The organism is Xanthomonas campestris pv. badrii (genome assembly GCF_012848175.1).
In the GTDB taxonomy this organism is placed as follows: Bacteria; Pseudomonadota; Gammaproteobacteria; order Xanthomonadales; family Xanthomonadaceae; genus Xanthomonas; species Xanthomonas campestris_C.
In genome coordinates, this window is record NZ_CP051651.1 from 4207236 (window position 1) to 4230886 (window position 23651).

The following is a 23651-nucleotide window of genomic DNA, read 5'->3' on the forward strand; positions in this document are numbered from 1 at the left end:
GTGCGCGCGCTCATGGCGTTGCCTGCGCGGTGACGACAAACGGTTGGCCGGTGAGGCGCTGGATCTCGATCAAGGCGGTCTGCGCTTCCACTGCCGCAGCGAGCTGCTGCTGGCGTGCATCGCTGCGCTGGGCCTGCAGCTGCGCCCAATCCAGATAACTGGTGGCACCGGCGCGGTAGGCACGTTCGGCCGCCGCATCGGCACGCGCCAACGCCGGCAACACCTCATCGCGCATGCGCGCCACTTCCAGCTGGCCGGCACGGTAACGCCCGTGCGCGTCGGCCAGGGTGGCGTACAGCTGCAATGCCTGCGATTGGCGTTCGATGCCCAGCAGCGACAGCTCGGCCTGCGCAGCGCCGATCTCCGGCTGCGCGCGTGCCGCGCTTCCCAGCGCCAGCGACACGCTGCCGACCAGCGCGGTGGCATCGCTGCCCTGCAGCCGGCGCACGCCCAGTTGCCAGTCCAGATCCGGGCTGGCCTGGCTGCGGGCCAGCTGCAGCCGCGCTTCGCGCAGGCGCTGCTCGCTGTTCAGGCGGGCCAGTTCCGGCGTGCTGTCGAGCAACTGCGCCAGCACCTCGAAGTCCGGGATATCCGGCAGCTGCAGGGCATCGCCGCTGGTGTCGCCGGCGTCGATGCTACGCGCCCCCCACAGCAGCGCCAGTTGCCGACGTGCGGTGCTGAGGTCCAGGTGTGCGCGGTCGCGCTCCAGTTCCGCACGCGCCTGCAATGCCTGTGCGGTGAGCAGCACCGACTCCGGCGAGGCACCGGCCTGCAGCCGCTGGCGCGCGGCGGCGACCGTGCGCTGGCGCTGCGCCAGGGTATCCAGCGCAATGGCGTGGCGCTGGCGTGCGGCGGTGATGGCCAGGTAGCGGCGCGCCACCTCGGCCAGCACGTCCAGGCGCGCCAGTGCGCGTTGCGGCGCCAGCGCGTCGATGCGCGCCTGGGCGAGGGTGCGGCGTGCATCCAGCTTGCCGCCGCGTTCGAGCACGCTGGCCAGGGTGAGCGTGAGCTCGGCCTGGTCCAGCGCGCGGGTGGGCCCGCTGCCGAACACGTTTTCGATCTCTGCGCCCACGCGCAGCGGCGGGCGCAGGACATCGCGCTGCGCCTCGGCGGCGAGCACGGCCTGCTGGCCGTCGGCCAGACGCAGATCCGGGTGCTTGGCGGCGACGCGCGCAATGGCGTCGTCCAGGGTCAGCACGGTTTGGGGCGGTACGTCCTGCGCCATGGCGCTCGGCACGACCGCGAAGGCGGCAAATGCCGCCAGTCGCAACCACATGAGGGTGTCTCCGCGAATCGGGATCGATGGTCAGGCCGGCAGCCGCCGGCAAGGCATCAGGCCGCGATCGGGGGCCGCAACAGGGTCTCGATCAGGTGCGATCGGTAGTCGGTGGTCAGCGCGGCCGGTTGTACCTGCGCGCGCAGCGGCAGTGGACCCCAGGAAATGGCAGGCAGCATCGCCGGGCTATGCCCGTGGCAATAGCCGCTGTGCATCAGGGCATGCAGCAGGCCGGCGCCATCGCGCTCGCCGGCATCGCCTTCGTCGGCACCGTCATGGCCATGCGGTGCGGTGTCGTCCAGGTGTGCCTGGTCATGCGCCAGCGCGTGCACATCGCCCAGCGCACAGGCCACCGGCGCCACCAACACGCCCAGCACCAGCACCGCCAGCGCCATCAGGCGCAGCAGGGGATGCAATCGACGGGCGCGGCGGAGCAGCATGGGCGCAGCGTATCGGGGCCAGGGCAGTTACACAATCGCACGGGAGCGTTGTATTGCCTGGTGTCGTCGGTCGCTCAGGTCAGATGCCTGGTGACCGAGTGCGCGGTGCCCTCGCCGCTCGCGGGACGCGCCGTGAACCCCTCCGTGGGGCTCGATGGCGGCCTCCATGCCGCCAACGGTCCCGCAAGCGGCGAGGACACCGCACCGGACAGTTGGCTGGTCGTTTTGTTGAGAGCAAAGGGCGCCGCACCACAACCCCAAGTCGGCGGGTCGGCCCGGCGGGCGTCAAGTCCGCATCATGGCGCGGCGCGACCGCCCGGCTTGGTGTCTGCCGGGCGCGCCTTGCTCTCGCCGATGAAGGCGCGCACCTGCTGCTCCAGCACCGGCAGCGTGACCGAGCCCTGGCGCAACACCACGTCGTGGAAGGCCTTGATGTCGAAGCGATCGCCCAGTTCCTTCTCGGCTTCGGCGCGCAACTTGACGATGCTGATCTCGCCCAGCTTGTAGCTCAGCGCCTGGCCGGGCCAGGAGATGTAGCGGTCCACTTCGGTGGTGACTTCGTGTTCGCTGAGGGCGGTGCGGTCGCGCAGATAGGCCAGCGCCTGCTCGCGGGTCCAGCCGTCGTGGTGCACGCCGGTGTCGATCACCAGCCGGCAGGCACGCCACATCTCGTAGGTGAGCCGGCCGAACTCTTCGTACGGCGTTTCGTAGATGCCCATCTCCTGGCCGAGCTTTTCGGTATACAGCGCCCAGCCTTCGCCATAGGCGGAGATGTAGTTCTCGCGGCGGAACGCCGGTTGCTCGCCCTGCTCCAGAGCCAGCGAGCCCTGCAGCGAATGACCGGGCGAGGACTCGTGCAGGGTCAGCGCCGGCAGGTTGTACAGCGGCCGCGATGGCAGGTTGTAGGTGTTGACCCAATAGGTCGTCGCGCCGCCGCGGCCAGCGGTCCAGAACGGGGCGATGTCGTCGGGCACCGGCTTGATGGTGAAGCGCCCGCGCGGCAGCGTGCCGATGAACTTGCCCACCTGCCCGTCCACGCGCTTGGAAATCCACGCGGCGCGATCGAGCAATTCCTGCGGGGTCTTGGCGTAGAACTGCGGATCGGTGCGCAGGAAGGTCAAAAATTGCGCGAAGCTGCCCTTGAAACCGACCTGCTGGATGATCGCGTTCATCTGGGTCTGGATACGCGCCACCTCCTCCAGGCCGATCTGGTGGATCTGCTCGGGCGTCAATTCCAGCGTGGTGTATTGGCGGATCTGCTGGCGATAGAACGCCTTGCCATCGGGCAATGCTTCGGCGGCCAGGGTGGTGCGTGCCTTGGGCATGTAGTCGTTGCGGAAGAAGGTCAGCAGCTTGCTGTACGCCGGAAGCACGGCAGTGCGCAGCGCCGCCTTGGCCTGCTCGCGCAGTTGCGCCTGCTCGGCGGCGGGGATCTGCGCAGGCAGTTGCTTGAACGGTGCGTAGAAGGTGGATTCGGTGGGATCCTTGACCTCGGCCACGGTGGCGATGGACACATCGCGCCCATCGAGCACCGCACGCGGCACGCTGAAGCCGCGCGCCAGGCCGCTGCGCATGTTGGCGATCTGCTGGTCGAAGTAACGCGGCACATCGTTCAGGCGCGCGATGTAGGCGCGGTACTCGGCCGCGCCCTTCATCGGCCGCTGCGCCATGAAGCCCAGGTTGGACCAGAACGAACTATCCGAATTGAACGGCATCTCGTAGGCGCGCAGGCGCACTTCGGCGGCCAGGTTCTCCACCTGCGGGCGGTAGATGGCGACGTTGATCTGGTTGGCCGGCGAGAGCTGCTTGGGGTCGATGCCGTCGAGCTGCTTGAGCACGCCGTCCCACACCGCCAGGCGCGCCTGCTGCGCGGCCGGGCCGACGTCGGGCAGATGGGTGTTGTCGCCGGTGGTGTCGGTGTCTTCATCGGCCTGGCCGGTCTCGGCCTGCCGCCACGCCCATTCTTTCTCGTAGATCGCGCGGAAGCGTGCATCGGCGGGTGCTTCGGCGGCCAGCGTGGCCGGAGCCGGCGATGTGGCAGCCTGGGTCGTGGCGGCGAACGAGGTGCCCAACAGGGCAAGCGCGAGGGCGGTGGCGAGCGAAGAGGTCACGTGCGGAAAGCCTGATCTGGAGCGAACGCCCGATGATGGCAGCCTGCGCGTGAGCTGCCATGGGCCGGAAGTCCCAACGCGGGCTGGCGCACGGGTATGGCTGGAGTCTCGGCGCTGCCCCCATCCGCCCTTCGGGCACCTTCCCCCGCAGGCGGGGGAAGGGAGATGGTGTGCTCGTCGAGGGCGGGGGAAGGGGGCTGGTGTGCTTGACCGGGGACGAGATGCGGTGAGCTTGTGGGGGCGATGTTCACTCCCTCTCCCGCCTGCGGGAGAGGGTTGGGGTGAGGGCGCTTTGAGACCGATGGGCTCAGGCCTTGCGCACCACCACCAGGTGCCGCTCGCCCTCTCCCGCCTGCGGGAGAACGCGCGTCGGTGCCCTGGCGTGGCCGGGACTGCCGCCGGCTGCCCCCATCCGCCCTGCGGGCACCTTCCCCCGCAGGCGGGGGAAGGGAGATGGTGTGCTCGTCGAGGGCGGGGGAAGGGGGCTGGTGTGCTTGGCCGGGGACGAGATGCGGTGAGCTTGTGGGGGCGATGTTCACTCCCTCCCCGCCTGCGGGAGAGGGTTGGGGTGAGGGCGCTTTGAGACCGATGGGCTCAGGCCTTGCGCACCACCACCAGGTGCCGCTCGCCCTCTCCCGCCTGCGGGAGAACGCGCGTCGGTGCCCCGGCGTGGCCGGGACTGCCGCCGGCTGCCCCCATCCGCCCTTTGGGCACCTTCCCCCGCAGGCGGGGGAAGGAAGCTGGCCTGCTTGGCCGGCCAAGAGATGCAGTGAGCTTGTGGGGGCGATGTTCACTCCCTCTCCCGCCTGCGGGAGAGGGTTGGGGTGAGGGCGCTTTGAGACCGATTGGCTCAGCCCTTGCGCACCACCACCAGGTGCCGCTCGCCCTCCAGGCCGGGCACCTGCAACGGGTGCACCTGGCTCATCGTCCAGCCGGCGGGCAATGCGGCGATTTCCTCGTACGGGTACACGCCCTTCATCGCCAACAGACTGCCGCCCGGGCGCAGCAGATGGCCGCCGACGTCGATGATGCCGGCCAGCGTATCCAGCGCACGCGCGGTGAGGTGGTCGTAGGCGGCCGGCTCATCGAGGGCTTCGGCGCGCGATTCGGCCACGCGGGCGTTGCGCAGTTCCAGATGGCGTAGCGCCTCGCGCATGAAACGCGCCTTCTTGCCGTTGCTTTCCACCAGGGTCACCTGCAGCTGCGGGCGGGTGATGGCAAGCGGGATGCCGGGCAAGCCGGGGCCGGTGCCCAGGTCGGCCAGGGTGCCGCTGGCGATGTAGGGCTGCATGGCCAGCGAATCGAGCAGATGGCGGGTGACCATCTCGCGCGGGTCGCGCACGGCGGTGAGGTTGTAGGTCTTGTTCCAGCGCACCAGCAGGGCCAGGTAACGCAGCAGCGGGGCGGCAAACGCCGCATCCAGGGATTGGGCCTGCAGGCCGCGTTCGAGCGCGGCGGAGACATCGGGGGCGAGTGCGGCATCGTTCATGCCGCAATTATCGCAGCTGGATGAGCTGCAGGTGCGGGCGTGCCGGGCGCGTTGGCGATGCCCGGCGCTTGGGCAGGACGCTGGCGTGGGTGAACTTGCCAGCACGAACGTCAGGCCTGGCGATGGCATAGTCTCGGTAACCGTGACCGTGGTGTTCCAGAAGGCACCGCCTGCCGCCAATACCTCACCGTTGGCCGGTTACCAGTTCTTCGGCGAAGTGGAAATCGACGGCGCCAGCGGCGTGCTGACGGTGACCTTGCGCGATGTCGACGGCGTGGCGCAGTTCCGGCAGCCGATCCTGCCGGACGGCGCGGCGCCTCACGCGGCGGCGTGAGGGTAGAACGCCAGCGCGGCGCGGCAGCCCGGTGCCGCCCACCATTCGTGCAACTGCCAGTGCGCCGGCTGGCCCAGCGCCGGGTCGCACCATTGCAACTGCAATGCGCCATCGGCGGCCAATGCAAACGTCAGCCGATGCAGCCCGAACGACAGCCCATGCCCGTGCGCCTTGAGCAGGGCCTCCTTCGCGCACCACAGGCGAAAGAACAGTGCCTGCTGCGCATCGGGCGCTTGCCTGCCCAGCAATGCGAGTTCGTCGGGGTGGAAGAAGCGCTGCGCGATCTCCAGCAGACGCGGTCGTAGACGGATCCGTTCCAGGTCCACCCCCAGCCGCACGCCCTGGCCCAATCCCACCAACAGATGCTCGCCGCTGTGGCTCCACCCGGTATCCCACCCGGGCAGGGCTGGCTGCAAGGTCGGGCGCCCGCGCGCATCGCGCAGCACGGGCACCTGCGCCGGATCCAGCCCCAGCGCGTGACCGAGCAGCTGCCGCGCCTGCGGCTCGCCCCGTTCGCCAGGTTGATGCGGCCGCAGCCACAGCTGCACCGGGCCATGCTGCCAGGTTGGCTGCATCGTCACCTGGCCCACACCAAACCGAACGCACGGCCATTGGATGCAGCGTGTTCGACGGCTGCTTCACGGCCGGCTGCGTCCAATTGCGCCCATGCACCGCGTCTGGTGCGACTGAACGAGGAGAGCGGCACCATGGGCATCATCATCTGGTTGATCATCGGCGGCATCGTGGGTTGGCTGGCCAGCCTCATCATGCGGCGCGATGCGCAGCAGGGCATCATTCTCAATGTCGTGGTCGGCATCGTCGGCGCGATGATTGCCGGCTGGTTGTTTGGCGGCGGCATCAACCAGGCAATCACGCTGATAACCTTCGTGTGGTCGCTGGTGGGTGCGGTGATCCTGCTGGCCATCGTCAACCTGTTCACCCGCGGCCGGGTGCGCTGAGGTATCGGCACCACGCGTGTCGTGCGCAACGCCCGGGCCTGCCCGGGCGTTGTCGTGTCAGCCTGGCCCTTCAATCGTGCGCCGCTGCACGATCGGCCGGATGGTTGACGCCATCTTCCACCGGCACCGCAATGGTCAATGCGTACGGGTTGACCCCGTCCAGGCAGCCGACGTTGTAGCCGAATTCGTTGGGATTGGAGCGGCGCCGATGATGGGTATAGATCCCGCAGACGCCGCAGAAGTAATGCGCGGCGGCGCGCGTGTTGAACTGATACAGGCGCAACACCTCCTCGCCCTGCAGCACGTGCAGACCATCGAGCGTGACCGAGGCGACCACCGCGCCGCGCCGGCGGCACATCGAGCAATCGCAGCGGCGTGGATCCAGCAGGCCGTAGGGCAGGTCCAGGTCGATCTGCACCGCACCGCAGTGGCAGCTCAGCCGATGCACCGGCCCCAGCGTGACCTCGCCGATCTTGTGGGTGCTGCGCCGCAGATGCCGTTCGCTCATGCGCCAGCCTCCGCCAGCCGCACCCATGCCGGTGCGTGGTCGCTGGGGCGTTCCCAGGTACGCGGTTCGCGGTCGATGCCCGATTCGGTTGCGCGTGCGCGCAGCGCCTGCGACACCAACGTCAGGTCGATGCGCAGCCCCAGGTTGCGACGGAAGCCGGCCTGACGGTAATCCCACCAGCTGAACTGCCCGGCGTCTTCGTGGTGCAGCCGGAATGCATCGTGCAAGCCCAGCGCCAGCAGCTGATCCAGGGCAGCGCGCTCGGCGGCCGAGGTCAGGATGTGGTGTTCGTTCCACACCGCCGGGTCGTGCACGTCGCGTGCATCCGGGGCGATGTTGAAGTCGCCCAGCACCACCAGCTGCGGATGCCGCTGCAGCTCCTGCGCGATCCACTCCCGCGCGGCCTGGAGCCAGCGCAGCTTGTAGGCGTATTTTTCGGTGCCCACGTCCTGGCCGTTGACCACATACAGATTGATGATGCGCACGCCATCCACGGTGGCGGCGATGACGCGCTGCTGCACGTCATCGAAGCCGGGGATGCCCATCTGCACCTCCAGCGCCGGCGAGCGCGACAGGATCGCCACGCCGTTGTAGGTCTTCTGCCCGCAGAACACGCTGCGGTAGCCGAGCGCGGCCAGCGCCGCATCCGGAAACTTGTGGTCTTCCAGCTTGGTCTCCTGGATCCCCACCACGTCCGGCGCGAAGTCGGTGAGCCACTGTTGCAGGTGCGGCAGGCGCACGTTGAGCGAGTTGACGTTCCAGGAGGCGATTTTCATGGCGCGGGCCGTAACGCAAACCACCAATGGTACCGCGGCTGCGCGGATCGGTCCGGGGCCGCGTCCGGCAGGGGCTGGCTCAGGGCCGCGGCCGCACCGCCCGGTACTGCGTGCGATCGCCGCTGCGCGTGCCGCGCGGGTCGAGGTCGGCGCACAGCTGGTCGCCACACGGCACCACATCGCTGTGGGCCACCGCGCGCAGCACCTGCGCACTGGACACCTGCCAATCAGCCATCTTGCATGGCCTTGAGATGTCCAGGAAACCCCGGGCGTGTCACTCTGATCGGAATGCCTGGCGCAGGCGGCGGAATCGCGGCTGCCGCCGGAATGCGATCGTCAGTGCGCGGGCAAACCGCCCAATGCACAACGCCGGCACAGGGCCGGCGTTGTGTGTACTACGCGACCGCGTTTGCTCAGTGACCAGACGCGCCGCTGGCACCCAGGCCGGTTTCGGCACGGATCTGCTGGGCCTTGAACGCGGCGCGTTCGTTGGCCGCCTGCGGGCTGCGATCCAGGATCGAGAACAGCCAGATGCCCACAAAGCCAATCGTCATCGAGAACAGCGCCGGCGAGGTGTACGGGAACGGCGCCGAGCCGGCCGCGTTGCCCAGCGTATCCACCCACACCGACGGCGACAGCACCGTCAGCACCAGCGAGGAGATCAGGCCGAGGAAGCCGCCGATCACCGCGCCACGGGTGGTGCAGTTCTTCCACAGCAACGACAGGATCAGCACCGGGAAGTTGGCCGAGGCGGCGATGGCGAACGCCAGCGACACCATGAAGGCCACGTTCTGCTTCTCGAACACGATGCCCAGCAGCACCGCGACCGCGCCCAGCACCAGGGTGGTGGCGCGCGAGACCTTCAACTCCGCACCCGGCGCCGGATTGCCCTTCTTGATCACCGTGGCGTACAGGTCATGCGACACCGCCGAGGCGCCGGACAGGGTCAGGCCCGCGACCACCGCCAGGATGGTGGCGAAGGCCACCGCCGAGATGAAGCCCATGAACACGTTGCCGCCGACGGCATTACCGACCAGCACCGCCGCCATGTTGGCCGCACCCTTGCCGCCGTGGATGGTGCCGGTGGTGACATCGGCGAACTGCGGGTTGGTCAGCACCAGCGCAATCGCACCAAAGCCGATGATGAAGATCAGGATGTAGAAGTAGCCGATCCAGGTGGTGGCCCACAGCACCGACTTGCGTGCCTGCTTGGCATCGGGAACGGTGAAAAAGCGCATCAGGATGTGCGGCAGGCCGGCGGTACCGAACATCAGCGCCATGCCGAAGGAGATCGCCGAGATCGGATCTTTCACAAAGCCGCCCGGCCCCATGATCGACAGGCCGGCCTTGGCCGCGTCTTCCGGCGAAGCGCCGCCATTGGCCGCCACCGCGGTCTTCACCCGCACGCCCTCGGCGAACAGCGCCTCGAAGCTGAAGTTGAAGTGCCACATGATGGCCACGGCCATGAAGGTCACGCCGGTCAGCAGCAACACCGCCTTGATGATCTGCACCCAGGTCGTGGCGGTCATGCCACCGAACAGCACGTAGATCATCATCAGCACGCCGACCAGGGTCACCGCCACCCAGTAGTCCAGGCCGAACAGCAACTTGATCAATGCACCTGCACCGACCATCTGCGCGATCAGGTAGAACAGCACCACCACCAGCGTGCCCGATGCCGCAAAGCTGCGGATGGCGGTCGGTGCGAAGCGATAACCGGCCACGTCGGCGAAGGTGTACTTGCCGAGGTTGCGCAGCCGCTCGGCCATCAGGAAGGTCAGGATCGGCCAGCCGACCAGAAAGCCGATCGCATAGATCAGGCCGTCGTAGCCGTTGGCCATCACCGCCGCGGTAATCCCCAGGAACGAGGCTGCCGACATGTAGTCGCCGGCAATGGCCAGGCCGTTCTGGAAACCGGTGATGCCACCGCCGGCGGTGTAGAAGTCGGCGGCCGACTTGGTCTTGGCCGCCGCCCACTTGGTGATCCACAAGGTGCCCAGCACGAAGAAGCCGAACATGCCGATCGCCACCCAATTGGTGGGTTGCTTGTCGACCTGGCCCATGTCGCCGCCGGCCGCCAGCGCAAGGCCTGCCGGCAGCAGGCCGGCCAAAATCAGAAGAAGGCGCGAGGTCTTGCTCATTTGCGGGCGTCCTCCAGGATCTGCGCGGTCAGCTGGTCGTAGGTGTTGTTGGCGCGGCGTACGTAGACGGCGGTGATGGCGATGGTGAACACCATCACCCCGATCGCGATCGGGATGCCGATCGAGGTCACGCCGTCGCCGATGGGCTTGGCCAGGAATGCCTTGTCGAAGGCGATCAGCCCGATGTAGCCGTAGTAGGCCAGCAACATCAACGCGGTGAGGGTCCAGCCCAGCGCGTTGCGCTGGCGCTTGAGCGCGTGGTACTTCGGATTGGCATCGATCTTGGCGATCAGTGCGTCATTCGAGACGGTCATGGTCTGTCTCCTGGAGTGCGGGCGGCACGGCCCGCCCACATGCGTGGCGGGCGGCCGGCGGGATGAACCTTAGAAGCTGTACTTGGTGGTGAACTGCAGGCGCGAGATGTCGCCGGAGTCGCCGTTCTTGGCTTCGCGGCGGCCGTACATCAGCTCTGCGCCCACATCCACCTTGGGCAACGGCGAATAGAACACGTTGGCGCGGATGCTCTGCTGCGACTTGCTGGCAAGCCCGCCGGTATTGGCCAGGCTATGGTCGTAGTCCACCCGCGAATACATGATGGTGCTGCGCAGCTTGGCGCTGTAGTCGTGGCGCCAGGCCAGCCATCCGGCCCAGGTGCTGACGGTGTGGATGTTGCCGTCCACATCGATCTCCACATCCGAACCGTTGCCCAGGCCCAGATAGCGGCCGAGGCCTTCGCCGTAGGCCAGCTGGTAGCGCAGATCGTTGTTGGAATTGATGATCCAGCGCCCGCCACCGGCGATGGCGCCGCCGAAATCGGTATCGTTGGTCAGCGCACTGCGGGTGCGGTACTGGCGTGCGATGGCCGACAGGCCGAAGGTGCCCCAGGTGCCCTTCCAGTTGTAGCGCGCGGTCAGGTCCGGCATCGCGCCATGGTCCGAGGCCAGGATGGTGTTGCCGCCCTGGTACGGCGTGGTCAGGGTTTCGGTGTTTTCTGCCGACACGCTGAAGGCGCCGCGGGTGTAGCGGATCTGGGTCTGACGGCTGAACAATGCGCCGTCGGTCGGCCCGACGATGTCGGCCGCTTCCGGCAGGATGGTGGCGTCGATGAAGTTGGACCAGGTCTGGCCGGCCAGCCAGTTGTTCCAGCTCATGTAGGCATGCCGCAAGGTGCCGCCATACAGATTGTTGACCTGGTTGGCCAGCGCGTTGCCGAAGAAATCCAGTTCGATGAAGCCGGTGAGCTTGTCGCCGTTTTCGGTGACCGTATCCACGCCCAGGTTGAAGCGCGAGAACTTGGCATGGAAGTCGGTATCGGTGCTCGACGCCTGCCCCCCGACAGGCGTCTGCGTCGGGATGTACAGGTAGCGACCCACCGCGCCCTCGGGCAATGCGCCATCGCTGGTGCGGGTGGTCATGAAGTCGGCCTTGATGAAACCACCGTAACGGAACGTTGTCCCCGCCGCTGCGTTCGGTGTGATGCTGGTGACCTGGATCGGCCGCTTACCGGCCGGGACCGCAGGTGCGGGCGCGGGCGCCGGCGTCTGCGCCTGCAAGGTGCGCACCTCGGTGACCTGGCTCTGCGTCTGGGCGATCTGGCCCTGTTGTTGTTGCTGCGCAGTCACCAGCAACTGGACCTGACGCTCGAGCTCGGCAATGCGTGCTTCCAGCGCCTTTTCCTTTGGCGTCTGCGCGAACGCAACGCCCGGCAGGATGCTGGCCACCAACAAGGCAGCCGCCAACGGATGGCGCACCAGCGGTGCAGTACGGTGTTTCATGGAACCCTCTCCCCAATGAAGGCCTCGCGCTTGATGGCGATGCTGTGCGGAGCGTGAGGCAGTCCGCGGTTTGCAGCCTATTCGCCTTTGGTCGTAGCTGCAACGCAGCATTCCGCCAGATGACCGATGGTCGCACCAGGCCTCGCAATGACTGTGCGCTACTGCACTGACTAGGTTACGACCATGGTCTAAGGCAGCGTTGACCGCCGGGACAGAGTGGATACGGCACACTGATTGCCTACCGAGGGCAGCTGCTGAGCCCTCTCCCGACACGTTCTTCGCAAGTGAGGCTGCCATGGCTGATGTTTATCCCGTCGATCCTGCATTCGCCGCCGATGCGCGCGTGACCCGCGAGCAATACGCAGCGCTGTACCGCGAATCGATCGAGCACCCCGACCAGTTCTGGGGCAAGGCCGCGCAGCGGCTGGAGTGGTTCAAGCAACCCACCCAGGTCAAGGACGTCAGCTATGCGCTGGACGACTTCCATATCCGCTGGTTCGGCGATGGCGAGCTCAACGCCAGCGTCAACTGCCTGGACCGCCAGCTGGCCACCCGCGGCGACAAGACCGCGCTGCTGTTCGAGCCCGACAGCCCGGATGCCGCTGCCTACCCGGTGACCTATCGCGAGCTCTATGAGCGCGTGTGCAGGCTCGGCAATGCGCTACGCAACCTGGGCGTCAAGAAGGGCGACCGGGTCACCATCTACCTGCCGATGATCGTCGATGCCGCGGTGGCCATGCTGGCCTGCGCCCGCATCGGCGCGGTGCACTCGGTAGTGTTCGGCGGCTTTGCCGCCAACTCGATCGCCGACCGCGTGATCGACTGCCAGAGCAAGCTGATCATCACCGCCGACGAAGGCCTGCGCGGCGGCAAGAAGATTCCGCTCAAGGCCAATGTCGATGCAGCGCTGAAGATTCCCGGCACCAATACGGTGGAAACCGTGCTGGTGGTGCGTCACACCGGCGGCGCGGTGGAGATGCAGGCACCGCGCGACCGCTGGTTCCACGACGTGGTCGACGGCCAGCCGGCCGAATGCGAGCCCGAGCGTATGAACGCGGAAGACCCGCTGTTCATCCTCTATACCTCCGGTTCCACCGGCAAGCCCAAGGGCGTGCTGCACACCACCGCCGGCTACCTGCTGTTTGCCAGCTACACGCACGAAGTGGTGTTCGACCTGCGCGAGGACGACATCTATTGGTGCACCGCCGACGTGGGTTGGGTCACCGGCCACAGCTACATCGTCTACGGCCCGCTGGCCAATGGCGCCACTGCGCTGATGTTCGAAGGCGTGCCGAATTACCCCAGCGTGTCGCGTTTCTGGGAAGTGATCGACAAGCACCAGGTCACCCTGTTCTACACCGCGCCCACCGCCATCCGCGCACTGATGCGCGACGGCGAGGCGCCGGTCAAGAAGACCTCGCGCAAGAGCCTGCGCCTGCTCGGCAGCGTGGGCGAGCCGATCAATCCGGAAGCCTGGCGCTGGTACTACGAGGTGGTCGGCGACAGCCGCTGCCCGATCGTGGACACCTGGTGGCAGACCGAAACCGGCGGCATTCTGATCTCGCCGCTGGCCGGCGCGGTGGACCTCAAGCCGGGCTCGGCCACGCTGCCGTTCTTCGGCGTGCAGCCGGCACTGGTGGATGCCGAAGGCAAGATCCTGGAAGGCGCCACCGAAGGCAACCTGGTGCTGCTGGATTCGTGGCCGGGCCAGATGCGTAGCGTCTACGGCGACCACCAGCGCTTCATCGACACGTATTTCCGCACCTATCCGGGCAGCTATTTCACCGGCGACGGCTGCCGCCGCGATGCCGATGGCTACTACTGGATCACCGGCCGCGTGGACGACGTGATCAACGTCTCCGGTCACCGCATCGGCACCGCCGAAGTGGAAAGCGCGCTGGTCTCGCACCCCAAGGTGGCCGAAGCGGCCGTGGTCGGCTTCCCGCACGACGTCAAGGGCCAGGGCATCTATGCCTACGTCACCCTGATCGCCGGCGAGAACCCCAGCGACGAACTGCACAAGGAACTGGTGGGCTGGGTGCGCAAGGAGATCGGCCCGATCGCCTCGCCCGACCACCTGCAGTGGGCCCCCGGCCTGCCGAAGACCCGCTCGGGCAAGATCATGCGCCGCATCCTGCGCAAGATCGCCGAAAACGCACCGGACCAACTGGGCGACACCTCCACCCTGGCCGATCCGTCGGTGGTGGATTCGTTGGTCAATGAGCGCTTGGCGCGGTAACGCGCTGGGAATGGGGAATCGGGAGTGGGGAATCGTTGAGGCGGTTCTCTGCGACCGGAGGGAATCGGGAGTCGGGAATGGGGAATCGTTGAAGCGGTTCTCTGCGACCGGAGGGAATCGGGAATCGGGAACGCGGATTCGTTGAAGCGGTTCTCTGCGACCGGGGTGCAGAGGCGGCATGGGGATTGTAAAGACAGTCTCCAGCCCACCTTTGTTAACCGGTGTTTCGCGACCTTCCCGATCCACCATCCGCACCCAATGCATCCATCTCTCACCGCTGTTGCTGTTGCTGTTGCTGTTGCTGTTGCTGTTGCTGTTGCTGTTGCTGTTGCTGTTGCTGTTGCTGTTGCTGTTGCTGTTGCTGTTGCTGTTGCTGTTGCTGTTGCTGTTGCTTTTAGCTGTTGATGTAGCTCTTGGCTTTTGCGTCTGCTCTTGCGATTTCCGATTCCCCACTCCCGATTCCCGGCCCCAAAATGACCACGCTGCTGATTGCCGACGACCATCCCCTGTTCCGTGAAGCCTTGCGCGGGGCGGTGCAGCGCGTGATGCCGGGGGTGCAACTGTTCGAAGCCGACAACGTGGATGCGCTGTACACCCTGGCCGATGCGCAGCCGGATGCGGACCTGTTGCTGATGGATCTCAACATGCCCGGTGCGCAGGGCTTCAGCGCGCTGGTGCACATGCGCTCGCTGCATCCGCAGCTGCCGGTGGTGGTGGTGTCCGCGCGCGAGGAGCCCACGGTGATGCGCCGTGCGATCGACCACGGCGCGTTCGGCTTCATTCCCAAGTCCGCCGACTCGGACACCATCGGCCGCGCCCTGGCCACCGTGCTCGATGGCGAGCGCTGGATCCCGGCCGAAGCGCAGAAACTGCCGCCCACCGACAGCGAAGAACGCGAGGTCGGCCAGCGTCTACGCGATCTCACCCCGCAACAGTTCCGCGTGCTGCAGATGCTGGGTGCCGGCCGCCTCAACAAGCAGATCGCCTACGACCTGGGCGTGTCCGAGGCCACCATCAAGGCGCATGTCACCGCGATCCTGCGCAAGCTTGGCGTCACCAACCGCACCCAGGCGGTGCTGATGGCCGGCAAGCTCGCCATCGACGCCGACGGCATCGTGCTGCCACCGCCGGAAGAGGAGTGAGTCGCGCCGTTGCGCGTGCCCTGCAGTACGCACCCCGCTGAAGCCCATCGCGCCCAGGTGTACTCCGGGAGCGAGGACGCCACCTGATCAAATACCGCCAACGAGTTCCCTTCCCCCGCATGCGGGGGAAGGTGCCCGAAGGGCGGATGGGGGCCACCGGCCAGACCCGCGATCACATGGCGCGACGCAGAAAGCCCGGCAGTCAACCCGCGGTAGCGGCGCAACCGGGCGCGACTGCCCCGCGAAAGCGTCGTCGCGCCAAGGGGCACTCCCACCGGAGCGAGGACGCCACCTGATCAAATACCGTCAACCCACTCCCTTCCCCCGCATGCGGGGGAAGGTGCCCAAAGGGCGGATGGGGGGCGCCGGCTACTCGAGCCCAGCCACGCCTGCGCAAACGCGCGGGAGACTGCAACGGTTCACTGGCAGGCCCAAGCGCACAGGCGTGATCGCATCCACAGCACTGCACCGCGCGCCATCGCAGTTGTCGATATCACCATTGACCATGAGCTGATGCGTGGGCAAGGCTCGGGCATCAAGGACGCTTTCGGAGCTGGCATGGCGCGACGTATTCCCTGGCTCTGGATGGGCCTGCTGGTGGCTTGTGCACTGATTGCGGTGCTGGCCTGGCAGAACAAGCAGCTGCGTGTGCAGCAGCAGTGGTTGCAGACGCGCGTCAGCACGGCGTACGAAGGCATGTACGTGCCGCAGATCGAGGCGACCGACGCCGATGGCCGGCGGCATCTGCTGGGCGCGCCGCAAGGGCAGGCGCAGGTGCTGTTCTTCTTCACCACCACCTGCCCGTATTGCCAGCGTTCGGCACCGACGGTGGTGCGCGCGGCGCGGCAACTGCAGGCCAATCTGCCGGGGCGGCCGCAGCTGCTGGGCGTGTGCCATTGCGATGAGGCGCAGGCGGCGCGCTACGCGCATGTGCATGGTTTCGATTTTCCGGTGGTGACCTTGACCGATCGTCGCGCGCTGATGCTGTTCCGCGCGCGCAACGTGCCACTGCTGTTGGCCATCGATGGGCAGGGGCGCGTGCGCCATTCCCATCATGGCGTTTTCGATACCACGGAGCGGGTGCAGGACCTGGTCGCCGCCTTGCGCCGCACGGATGCGCCAGCGGCTTTTGCAACGTTGAGGGAGTAATGCATGAAAAAGCGTTGGGTAAGCTTGCGCAGTGCGCTGATGGCGGCGACCTTTCTGGCCAGCACCGGCTTCGGTGCGTTCCAGGTGATGGCGGTCGATAACGCACAGCCGAAAGTCGAATCGTGTAGTGCATGGGCCTGCAAGGCCGAGTGTCCGGAGTTCGGCGGCGACCTGGGTCAGGGCAACGTCTGCTACTGCTGCGGTTGACAGCCGGCGACACGGCGACTGCGTCGCTGCCAAACGGAAGCGGCCGGTGGACGGAAGCGGCGTATTGCACGCGCATCTTCGGCTTCTGCGCACCGCCCGCCTCCTGCTGACACTGCACGCACCGTCTTGATCGCCGCTGTTTCGCCTGACGGCGAGGTCCCCCCGGGCCTCGCCGTCTGAAGATGTCGGGGCGTGGCGTGACGCGCCACTCGGCCCAGCGCGCGGTAGCGGAAATCGCGTAACACCACCTCGCCTTGCTGGGCGGCATGCACGCCTAGCTGCAGGCTCAGAAAGCCGCCGAACACGTTGTGATGGAATCCGGACACTTCCGTGCGATGGGGGTGACACGTCCATTGCATGCCGTCGTCGCAGGAGTATTCGAAGCTCACGATATGGCGGTCGTTGCTCAGCCGCACGCGGATGCACCGGTGCGTGTCGGGCGCGCGTGCCCACCCCAGTTCTTCCGAATACTCGTAGGTCGTCATGGTGTCGGCGTAGGGCCGATGCCGATAAAGGCCTTAAGTCATGTAGGAGTCGTCGCCATCCTCGAGGATGGTGGGGTCGGGGTGGTCGCCGGCCCCGATGGGGTTGAGCTGGGTGCCGTTGCCAAGATCGGCCTTGCGCTGCCCCTGCACACCGCGCGCCCACGGCGGGGTGCATGCGCACCGGGCGACGGCGGCCTGCGCTGCCGCGGCCAGCGGCGCGACCAGTGCGCCGGCCGTCATGCCCGCAGCCGCGTATGCGGCGTTCCAGGAACGGGTGATGCCGCTCGCGCATTCGGCGTGGCACTGCGTCTCTGCAGAGGGACCCGCGCTACCACTACCGCCATGCTGCACTGCAGCGTGATCTGTTCATTGATGATTGCCATATTCATATGCGAACAGACCGGCATCTGCCGGCTGGTGGACGTTGCAATGCTCAGCTCTTGCTTTCCAGATCCTTCCAGCGCCTGCGCTGCCGCCCTCGCGACGGAGCGGTGCGCATGAGCGGCGTGGCACGGCGGCGTCTGGGCAGCACCCGGGTGCAGCTGTCGGCGCTGGGCTTTGGCGCCGCGCCGATCGGCAACCTGTACACCGAAGTGGACCAGGCGCACGCGCTGGCTGCGGTAACGGGCGCATTCGAGGCCGGCATCCGCCATTTCGACACCGCGCCCTACTACGGCTATGGCCTGAGCGAGACGCGCCTGGGCCGTGGCCTGGCCGGCGTGCCGCGCGATGCCTACACGCTGTCGACCAAGGTGGGCCGCTGCGTCTACGACGACGCCCAGGCCGTTGCCGGCCGTGACGGCTTTGCCGTGGCCGGTCGGCGCGCCGAGTTCGACTACAGCGCCGATGGCGTGCGCCGCGCGTTCGCCTCCAGCCTGGAGCGCCTGGGCACCGACTACATCGACGTGCTGCTGCTGCACGACATCGGTGCGCTGACCCACGGCGACAACCACGCCCACGTGCTGCGACAGGCCTTGGAGGAGGCCTTGCCGGCGATGGCGGAGTTGAAGGCCTCCGGTGCGTGCGGGGCGATCGGCCTGGGCGTCAACGAGCAGGACGTGGCACTGGAGGTGTTGCCACGCTTTCCGCTCGACTGCGTGATGCTGGCCGGCCGCTACACCCTGCTGGAACAGCACGGCGCACGCGCGCTGCTCGACCAGGCGCAGCGCCAGGGCGTGTCGATCCTGTCGGCCGGGCCATACAGCTCCGGCCTGCTCAGCGATGCACGCGGCCCCGGCGCCACCTACAACTACGCCCCGGTCGATACCGCCACCTTGCAGCATGCGCAGCGCCTGTATGCGGCGTGCGCGGCGTTCGAGGTGGACATCGGCGCGGCAGCGTTGCAATTCCCGCTGGCGCATCCGGCGGTGACCACGGTGGTGGCCGGCATGCGCAGCGTGGCCGAGGTGCACTCGGCTGCCACCCGCCTGCAGGCGCCCATTCCGGCCGCGCTATGGCAGCGCCTGCGCGACGGCGGCCTGTTCGATGCGGACCTGCCCACGCCATGAATCGCGTCGATGCGCATCTGCATTTCTGGCATCTGGCGCGTGGCGACTACGCCTGGCTAACCCCCGAGCTTGCGCCGCTGTATCGCGACTTTGCTCCGCACGATGTCAGTGCTGCGCTGGACGCGGCCGGTGTTGGCAGCGTGGTCGTGGTGCAGGCAGCCGCCACCGAGGCGGAAACCTGCTACCTGTTCGAACTGGCACGCGATGCGCCGCGCATCGCCGGCGTGGTGGGCTGGGTGGATTTCGACGCACCCGATGCCGCAGCACGCATCGGCGCGCTGGTGCGCTCCAGCGGCGGCCTGCTCAAGGGCCTGCGCCCGATGGTGCAGGACATCGCCGATGTGCGGTGGCTGGCAAGCCCTACGCTCGATGCCGCCTTCGACGCCATGCTGGCGCACGACCTGGCCTTCGATGCGCTGATCCGCGCCGTGCACGTGCCGGCGTTGCAGGCACGGCTGCAACGCCATCCATCGCTGCGGGTGGTCGTCGATCATGGCGGCAAACCGGCCATCGCCGCCGGCGAATTCATCGCCTGGGCGAGCGGCATCGACGCGCTGGCGCAGCATCCCAACGTGCATTGCAAACTCTCCGGCCTGCTCACCGAAGCTGCCCGCGGCGCCGGCATCGATACACTGGAGCCGTATGTCGCGCATCTGTTCGCGCGCTTCGGTGCGCAGCGCCTGCTGTGGGGCAGCGACTGGCCGGTGCTGACCTTGCGCGCCGATTACGCGCACTGGCTCGATCTTGCACAGCGGCTCGTCACCCGGCATGCCCCCGACCACGCCGATGCGGTGTTCGGCGACAACGCACGCACGTTTTATCGTCTGCCACGGCCGGCGGCCCCCACCTACGGAACCTCATCGGTATGACTGTCTCGATCCCTTCGACTCCCAACGAGCGCCTGCGCGGCAAGCGCTGCCTGATCACCGCCGCCGGCGCCGGCATCGGCCGCGAAAGCGCGCTGGCCTGCGCACGCGCTGGCGCGCAGGTGATCGCCACCGACATCGACGCCGCTGCCTTGCAGGCGCTGGCCGCCGAATCGGATGCGATCACCACCCAGCTGCTGGACGTCACCGATGCCGCGGCGATTGCTGCGCTGGTCGCGCAGCACGGCCCGTTCGATGTGTTGTTCAACTGCGCCGGCTTCGTGCATCAGGGCAGCATTCTCGATTGCGACGAACCGGCATGGCGCCGTTCGTTTTCGATCAATGTCGATGCGATGTACTACACCTGCAAGGCGGTGTTGCCGGGCATGCTCGAACGCGGCACCGGCAGCATCATCAACATGTCCTCGGTGGCTTCCAGCATCAAGGGCGTGCCGAACCGTTTCGTCTACGGCGTGACCAAGGCGGCGGTGATCGGCCTGAGCAAGGCGATTGCCGCCGACTACGTGGCCCAGGGCGTGCGCTGCAATGCGATCTGCCCCGGCACCATCAAGACACCGTCGCTGGGCCAGCGTGTCAAGGCGCTGGGCGGCGACGAACAGGCGGTGTGGAAGAGCTTCACCGATCGCCAGCCAATGGGCCGCCTGGGCGACCCGCGCGAGATCGCACAGCTGGTGGTGTACCTGGCCTCGGACGAATCTTCGTTCACCACCGGCCAGACCCACATCATCGATGGCGGCTGGTCGAACTGAGCACTGCTGGCGAACGAGCGTGCAGCCACCAGGCGCGCTCCCGCTCGCCAGGGTTCATCGCGCGGTGTGCGCTGACCCAGAAGGGTATCTCACACTTGGCGTCACCGCTGTTTGCAGCATGCATCATCCACATTCCTGTTCGAAGCGCACCTTCCGCACCCGACTGCGACGTGTGATTGGCCGCTCCACTCCTCCCCTGCAAAGGAAGACTGCATGAAACTCGTACGTATTGGCGCCGAAGGCCACGAACGCCCTGGTCTGATCGATAGCGAAGGCCGCATCCGCGACCTCAGCGGTGTGATCGACGATGTTGCCGGTGAGCATCTCACCAATGCCGGCGTGGACAAGCTGCGCGCGCTGGATGTCTCCGCGCTGCCGGTGATCGAAGGCGAACAGCGTTACGGCGCCGCCGTGGGCCGCATCGGCAAGTTCATCTGCGTGGGGCTCAACTACGCCGACCATGCCGCCGAATCGGGCATGGACGTGCCGAAGATGCCGATTCTCTTCATGAAGGCCACCACTGCGGTGTGCGGCCCCAACGACACCGTCATCATCCCGCGCGGCTCGGTCAAGAGCGACTGGGAAGTGGAGCTGGGCGTGGTGATCGGCGATGTGGCGCGCGATGTGTCGGTGGAGCAAGCGCTGAACCACGTGGCCGGCTACGCGGTGATCAACGACCTGTCCGAGCGCGAGTTCCAGCTCGAACACGGCGGCCAGTGGGTCAAGGGCAAGAGCGCCGACACCTTCGGCCCGATCGGCCCGTGGCTGGTCACCCGCGACGACATCGCCGACCCGCAGAACCTGTCGATGTGGCTGGAGGTCAACGGCCACCGTTACCAGAACGGCAGCACCCGCACGATGGTATTCGGCGTGGCCGAACTGGTCAGCCATATCAGCCGCTACATGACGCTGATGCCGGGCGATGTGATCAGCACCGGCACCCCGCCGGGCGTGGGCCTGGGCCAGAAGCCGCCGGTGTATCTGAAGCCGGGCGATGTGATGGAACTGGAGATCGAAGGCCTGGGTCGCCAGCGCCAGCCGGTGGTGGCGCATCCGCGCGATGCGGGTTGAGGCCGCATGCCTGCAGGAGGGGGTTGCGGGATTGAGAGCGTGGTAACGCCTTGCGCTCCACCACCCGAACCCTTCTTTTGCAGCAAACGCCGAACAACAAACGTGGACGTCGCCGAGCAACTCTGGGTGCGCGCGCTGCAGCTCAAGCCCCTCTCCCACCGGGAGAGGGGCTCAAGTGCGCTTCACTGCTGTCGTTTTCTTGATCTTTAGTTCTTCCACCCATCTTCTTCCGCCCGTTTCATTTTCCGCTTCCATCGCCAGGATTTTCATGCGCACCATCATCGCCCTCGACACCCACGACGTCCGCTTCCCCACCTCGCGCGAGCTCGATGGGTCGGACGCGATGAACCCGGATCCGGATTACTCGGCCGCCTATGTGGTGCTGCGTACCAATGCACCCAATAATCTGGCCGGTTACGGCCTGGTATTCACCATCGGCCGCGGCAACGACGTGCAGACCGCTGCGGTGGCTGCCCTGGCCGAGCATGTGATCGGCCTGTCGGTGGACGAAGTCATCGCCGATCTGGGCGCGTTCGCGCGCCGGCTCACCAACGACTCGCAGCTGCGCTGGCTGGGCCCGGAAAAGGGCGTGATGCACATGGCCATCGGCGCGGTGATCAACGCCGCCTGGGACCTGGCCGCACGCGCGGCGAACAAGCCGCTGTGGCGCTATATCGCCGAGCTCACGCCCGAGCAGCTGGTCGACACCATCGACTTCCGCTACCTCACCGATGCGCTCACCCGCGACGAAGCGCTGGCCATCCTGCGCACTGCACAGCCGCAGCGCGCGCAACGCATCGCACAGTTGATCGAGCAAGGCTATCCGGCCTACACCACTTCACCCGGCTGGCTCGGTTACTCGGACGAGAAGCTGGTGCGGCTGGCCAAGGAAGCGGTGGCCGATGGCTTCCGCACCATCAAGCTCAAGGTCGGCGCCAACGTGCAGGACGATATCCGTCGCTGCCGGCTGGCGCGCGAAGCCATCGGCCCGGACATCGCAATGGCGGTGGACGCCAACCAGCGCTGGGACGTGGGCCCGGCGATCGACTGGATGCGCCAGCTGGCCGAATTCGACATCGCCTGGATCGAAGAACCCACCAGCCCGGACGACGTGCTTGGCCACGCAGCGATCCGCCAGGGCATTACCCCGGTGCCGGTGTCTACCGGCGAACACACCCAGAATCGCGTGGTGTTCAAGCAACTGTTGCAGGCCGGCGCAGTGGACCTGATCCAGATCGATGCCGCGCGCGTAGGCGGGGTCAACGAGAATCTCGCCATCCTGCTGCTGGCCGCCAAGTTCAACGTGCGCGTGTTCCCGCATGCCGGCGGCGTGGGCCTGTGCGAACTGGTGCAGCACCTGGCCATGGCCGACTTCGTCGCCATCACCGGCCAGATGGAAGACCGCGCCATCGAATTCGTCGACCACCTGCACCAGCATTTCCTGGATCCGGTGCGCATCCGCCACGGTCGCTATCTCGCCCCGGAAGCCGCGGGATTTTCGGCAGAAATGCACGCTGCCTCGATCGCGGAATTCAGCTATCCGGATGGACGGTTCTGGGTCGAGGACCTGGCGGCCAGCGCGAAGAGCTGAGCCCGCGTTCCCTCATCCGCCCTTCGGGCACCTTCTCCCGCACGCGGGAGAAGGAAGTCGTCGTTCATCCGGGAAGGCGTCGTCGGTCGTCCGGGACGGCGGGGTCACAGGTCTCCGACGTCGCGGACCTTAACAGCTGGCAGCAGCGCACTGCAGATGCCCGGCGGTGGGTCCATGGCACAGCCGTCCCCCGCCACGCCGAGCCATACCGAACCACGCACTTCTCCGGCCTATGCCAGATCACCCCCTTCTCCCGCCTGCGGGAGAAGGTGCCCGCAAGGGCGGATGAGGGCGCGGCCTAGCGCTGCGCGTCGATCGCCTCACTCTGGGCCATGGCGCAGCCGTCCCCACCACGCCCGAGCCAAACCGAACCACGCACTTCTCCGGCCTGTGCCAGATCACCCCCTTCTCCCGCACGCGGGAGAAGGTGCCGCAGGGCGGATGAGGACGCTCCTAGCGCTGCGCTTTAATCGCCTCGCTCAGCGCAAAGATCCGCCCGGCCTTCCGCCACTTCTCGCCCGGCGCACTCCCGGGTAGCGGCTTCTGGAACCGCCACATCAACTGCTCCCATGCCTGGATGCGCGGGTCGGCCGCATCGCGCGCAGCCTTGGCGGCAGGATCGTAGTGTTCACTGACGTCCATCAGCATCACCAGCCGATCGCCGCTGCGAAAGATCTCCAGTTCCTGGATACCGGCCTGCTGCAGCGAGGCCACCACTTCCGGCCACACCTCGGTGGGTTGATGCCAGCGTTCGTACTCGGCGATCAGGTCAGCATCGTCGTGCAGGTCCAGCACATAGCAAAGACGCGGCATG

General features: G+C 67.0%; 25 protein-coding genes and 1 pseudogene. 12 read left to right on the forward strand and 14 right to left on the reverse strand.

All coding sequences use genetic code 11. The annotated features are described in order from the left end of the window. Positions 1 to 10 precede the first annotated feature (10 nt). The 4 genes from HG421_RS17895 to rsmG all read right to left on the reverse strand — a co-directional run bounded on the left by HG421_RS17895 (position 11) and on the right by rsmG (position 5316). Entirely contained in the window at positions 11 to 1276 is a 1266-nt protein-coding gene (locus HG421_RS17895; RefSeq protein ID WP_169707528.1) for a TolC family protein, read from the reverse strand. Between the two features lie 56 nt (positions 1277 to 1332). Beyond that, on the reverse strand, positions 1333 to 1716 hold the full coding sequence (locus HG421_RS17900) for a hypothetical protein (RefSeq protein WP_169707529.1): 384 nt from the start codon (positions 1714 to 1716) through the stop codon (positions 1333 to 1335). 296 nt (positions 1717 to 2012) lie between these two features. After that, positions 2013 to 3827, reverse strand: a complete 1815-nt coding sequence (locus tag HG421_RS17905; protein WP_169707530.1) for a DUF885 domain-containing protein — start codon at positions 3825 to 3827, stop codon at positions 2013 to 2015. 850 nt (positions 3828 to 4677) lie between these two features. After that, the gene (gene rsmG, locus HG421_RS17910) at positions 4678 to 5316 is read right to left on the reverse strand and encodes a 16S rRNA (guanine(527)-N(7))-methyltransferase RsmG (protein ID WP_169707531.1); all 639 of its coding nucleotides are present in this window, start codon (positions 5314 to 5316) and stop codon (positions 4678 to 4680) included. A gap of 145 nt (positions 5317 to 5461) precedes the next feature. On the opposite strand from rsmG, the pseudogene HG421_RS17915 reads away from it, so the two are divergent. Beyond that, positions 5462 to 5650: pseudogene (locus tag HG421_RS17915) on the forward strand (alkaline phosphatase D family protein); the annotation flags it as partial. Here the strand turns inward: HG421_RS17915 and HG421_RS17920 are convergent. After that, the gene (locus HG421_RS17920; protein WP_266103409.1) at positions 5635 to 6225 is read right to left on the reverse strand and encodes a 4'-phosphopantetheinyl transferase superfamily protein; all 591 of its coding nucleotides are present in this window, start codon (positions 6223 to 6225) and stop codon (positions 5635 to 5637) included. The pseudogene HG421_RS17915 and the gene HG421_RS17920 sit on opposite strands and share 16 nt — an antisense overlap. 132 nt (positions 6226 to 6357) lie before the next feature. Here HG421_RS17920 and HG421_RS17925 point away from each other — a divergent pair, with 132 nt between their 5' ends. Next, entirely contained in the window at positions 6358 to 6609 is a 252-nt protein-coding gene (locus HG421_RS17925) for a GlsB/YeaQ/YmgE family stress response membrane protein (protein ID WP_169707533.1), read from the forward strand. 70 nt (positions 6610 to 6679) lie between these two features. Here HG421_RS17925 and HG421_RS17930 read toward each other — a convergent pair whose 3' ends face one another. The 6 genes from HG421_RS17930 to HG421_RS17955 form a co-directional block, all read right to left on the reverse strand. Next, a complete protein-coding gene (locus HG421_RS17930; protein WP_169707534.1) occupies positions 6680 to 7117 on the reverse strand; it encodes a GFA family protein in 438 nt (145 codons plus the stop codon). Continuing rightward, positions 7114 to 7893 (reverse strand): exodeoxyribonuclease III, encoded by a 780-nt coding sequence (gene xth / locus HG421_RS17935; RefSeq protein ID WP_169707535.1) that lies wholly within the window; start codon positions 7891 to 7893, stop codon positions 7114 to 7116. The genes HG421_RS17930 and xth overlap by 4 nt, the downstream gene beginning before the upstream one ends. A 79-nt stretch (positions 7894 to 7972) precedes the next feature. Beyond that, a complete protein-coding gene (locus tag HG421_RS17940) occupies positions 7973 to 8128 on the reverse strand; it encodes a hypothetical protein (RefSeq protein WP_169707536.1) in 156 nt (51 codons plus the stop codon). Between the two features lie 178 nt (positions 8129 to 8306). Further along, entirely contained in the window at positions 8307 to 10034 is a 1728-nt protein-coding gene (locus HG421_RS17945) for a cation acetate symporter (RefSeq protein WP_169707537.1), read from the reverse strand. Continuing rightward, entirely contained in the window at positions 10031 to 10348 is a 318-nt protein-coding gene (locus HG421_RS17950) for a DUF485 domain-containing protein (RefSeq protein WP_169707538.1), read from the reverse strand. The genes HG421_RS17945 and HG421_RS17950 overlap by 4 nt, the downstream gene beginning before the upstream one ends. 69 nt (positions 10349 to 10417) lie before the next feature. After that, positions 10418 to 11809 (reverse strand): DcaP family trimeric outer membrane transporter, encoded by a 1392-nt coding sequence (locus HG421_RS17955; RefSeq protein ID WP_169707539.1) that lies wholly within the window; start codon positions 11807 to 11809, stop codon positions 10418 to 10420. A gap of 295 nt (positions 11810 to 12104) precedes the next feature. On the opposite strand from HG421_RS17955, the gene acs reads away from it, so the two are divergent. From acs to HG421_RS17980, 5 genes are all read left to right on the forward strand, one after another. Continuing rightward, positions 12105 to 14048: an acetate--CoA ligase gene (gene acs / locus HG421_RS17960; RefSeq protein ID WP_169707540.1), complete on the forward strand. Its 1944-nt coding sequence runs from the start codon at positions 12105 to 12107 to the stop codon at positions 14046 to 14048. A 258-nt stretch (positions 14049 to 14306) separates the two neighbouring features. After that, positions 14307 to 14453, forward strand: a complete 147-nt coding sequence (locus HG421_RS17965) for a hypothetical protein (RefSeq protein ID WP_168968118.1) — start codon at positions 14307 to 14309, stop codon at positions 14451 to 14453. A 68-nt stretch (positions 14454 to 14521) separates the two neighbouring features. Then, complete coding sequence (locus tag HG421_RS17970; protein ID WP_104542417.1) at positions 14522 to 15190, forward strand: response regulator transcription factor; 669 nt, start codon at positions 14522 to 14524, stop codon at positions 15188 to 15190. A 585-nt stretch (positions 15191 to 15775) separates the two neighbouring features. After that, on the forward strand, positions 15776 to 16339 hold the full coding sequence (locus HG421_RS17975; protein WP_211161867.1) for a peroxiredoxin family protein: 564 nt from the start codon (positions 15776 to 15778) through the stop codon (positions 16337 to 16339). Positions 16340 to 16342: 3 nt separating this feature from the next. Next, positions 16343 to 16546, forward strand: coding sequence for a hypothetical protein (locus HG421_RS17980; protein WP_005922076.1), 204 nt, complete (start codon positions 16343 to 16345; stop codon positions 16544 to 16546). Here HG421_RS17980 and HG421_RS21350 read toward each other — a convergent pair. Together HG421_RS21350 and HG421_RS17990 are read right to left on the reverse strand one after the other, a co-directional pair. Then, the gene (locus HG421_RS21350; protein WP_248279407.1) at positions 16531 to 17031 is read right to left on the reverse strand and encodes a hypothetical protein; all 501 of its coding nucleotides are present in this window, start codon (positions 17029 to 17031) and stop codon (positions 16531 to 16533) included. The two genes, HG421_RS17980 and HG421_RS21350, sit on opposite strands and share 16 nt — an antisense overlap. Positions 17032 to 17064: 33 nt before the next feature. After that, positions 17065 to 17271, reverse strand: a complete 207-nt coding sequence (locus tag HG421_RS17990; protein ID WP_248279408.1) for a hypothetical protein — start codon at positions 17269 to 17271, stop codon at positions 17065 to 17067. A gap of 257 nt (positions 17272 to 17528) precedes the next feature. Between HG421_RS17990 and HG421_RS18000 the strand changes: the two genes are divergently transcribed. The 5 genes from HG421_RS18000 (at position 17529) to HG421_RS18020 (ending at position 22837) form a co-directional block, all read left to right on the forward strand. Then, positions 17529 to 18539: an aldo/keto reductase gene (locus HG421_RS18000; protein ID WP_169707543.1), complete on the forward strand. Its 1011-nt coding sequence runs from the start codon at positions 17529 to 17531 to the stop codon at positions 18537 to 18539. Then, positions 18536 to 19408 carry an amidohydrolase family protein gene (locus tag HG421_RS18005; RefSeq protein ID WP_169707544.1) on the forward strand — a complete coding sequence of 291 codons (873 nt, stop codon included), beginning with the start codon at positions 18536 to 18538 and terminating at the stop codon, positions 19406 to 19408. Before HG421_RS18000 ends, HG421_RS18005 begins: the two co-directional genes overlap by 4 nt. Continuing rightward, positions 19405 to 20175 (forward strand): SDR family oxidoreductase, encoded by a 771-nt coding sequence (locus HG421_RS18010; RefSeq protein ID WP_169707545.1) that lies wholly within the window; start codon positions 19405 to 19407, stop codon positions 20173 to 20175. The genes HG421_RS18005 and HG421_RS18010 overlap by 4 nt, the downstream gene beginning before the upstream one ends. A 213-nt stretch (positions 20176 to 20388) precedes the next feature. After that, complete coding sequence (locus tag HG421_RS18015) at positions 20389 to 21246, forward strand: fumarylacetoacetate hydrolase family protein (protein ID WP_169707546.1); 858 nt, start codon at positions 20389 to 20391, stop codon at positions 21244 to 21246. 268 nt (positions 21247 to 21514) lie between these two features. Next, complete coding sequence (locus tag HG421_RS18020; protein ID WP_169707547.1) at positions 21515 to 22837, forward strand: L-fuconate dehydratase; 1323 nt, start codon at positions 21515 to 21517, stop codon at positions 22835 to 22837. 453 nt (positions 22838 to 23290) lie between these two features. On the opposite strand, the gene HG421_RS18025 is transcribed toward HG421_RS18020, so the two are convergent. After that, on the reverse strand, positions 23291 to 23650 hold the full coding sequence (locus tag HG421_RS18025; RefSeq protein ID WP_169707548.1) for an L-fucose mutarotase: 360 nt from the start codon (positions 23648 to 23650) through the stop codon (positions 23291 to 23293). Position 23651 lies beyond the last annotated feature (1 nt).